Genomic DNA, 940 nt, shown 5'->3' on the forward strand with positions numbered 1-940 from the left:
TGGCGTGGGGCGTGCCGCGGATAAAATATGTTCGGGCGGGCACGCTGAAGCTGGCGGAACATGAAGGCGTAAAGAAAATTGGCGGGCACACCATCAAAAAGCACGTTGCGATTACTGATGAAAAACTGCTGGCGCGCCTGGCACAAAGTCCGGGCCTGCCGGCTGCAACATCATTCTATAGCCTGGAACAGGCTGAAAGGTTTATCAGCGCCGGGCTGCGGGCTAAACGTCTTGAAATTATCCGCTGGGCGAATACTGCGCGCAGTAAAGAGGCACTGGCAATAACCTGGTATGCTGGCACAAAAATAGGCTATGGATTCAGGCAGGGCAGCAAAATTAAATGGCCCGTTAACCATGTTCGCATCGTGTTAGTCTGCAAAGAATACCGGGGCAAACCCTATTATATTGTATCAGCATACCCTGAGCTTTTATGAACCGATTACAAAGATGGCGGTTATGCCGCAAATACTCATCTCTGCGCACTATGATTCTCGTTTTTTTTGGGCAGGATTTCGACATATTTGGTGAAACGATAGAAGAGATCGTGCATAGCTATAAGTATGACTATCACGATGCAGATGTTGTAAGTCGCCTGAGAAATCAAATTACGGAGGTGTTAAAGGAAAATGACAGCGAGCTGACCAGCATTATGGTGCTGCTGGCTGAAAATCAGTTTTACCCCAAACTATGGGGAGAAACGTGGCGCAGCTTCCTGCAACGGGTGCTGGCGGCGCTGCAATAGACTGATGGTAAAAAATTTATGAGCCTGCGCAAGCAGGCTTTTTTGTGCGTGCGTTACGGTTTATCCTCGCGCGCGTTTTGTCAGGAGCGGTGACAGGCAGATCGGGCGTTCGGGTACCGGCAGTTCGTTGCTGGCAACCGGTGCGCAGGCTGCAAAAACCAATTTAGGGGCATGACATGCAGGAGCGGGTAACCCGTT

Annotated in this window: 2 protein-coding genes; both read left to right on the forward strand. The window is 50.4% G+C overall.

Annotation, left to right across the window (positions count from 1 at the left end):
- On the forward strand, positions 1–434 hold a 434-nt coding region (locus tag COO59_RS21010), incomplete at its 5' end, for an RNase A-like domain-containing protein (protein ID WP_338066125.1).
- Positions 431–742 (forward strand): contact-dependent growth inhibition system immunity protein, encoded by a 312-nt coding sequence (locus COO59_RS20510; protein ID WP_133158631.1) that lies wholly within the window; start codon positions 431–433, stop codon positions 740–742. The genes COO59_RS21010 and COO59_RS20510, both read left to right, overlap by 4 nt.
- The last annotated feature ends 198 nt before the right edge of the window (positions 743–940 follow it).

Source organism: Mixta theicola (assembly GCF_002895925.1).
GTDB classification, from domain to species: domain Bacteria; phylum Pseudomonadota; class Gammaproteobacteria; order Enterobacterales; family Enterobacteriaceae; genus Mixta; species Mixta theicola.

Excerpts from the sequence above, each read along its gene's own strand:
- COO59_RS20510 (WP_133158631.1), top strand. The coding sequence starts at position 431 with ATGAACCGATTACAAAGATGGCGGTTATGCCGCAAATACTCATCTCTG.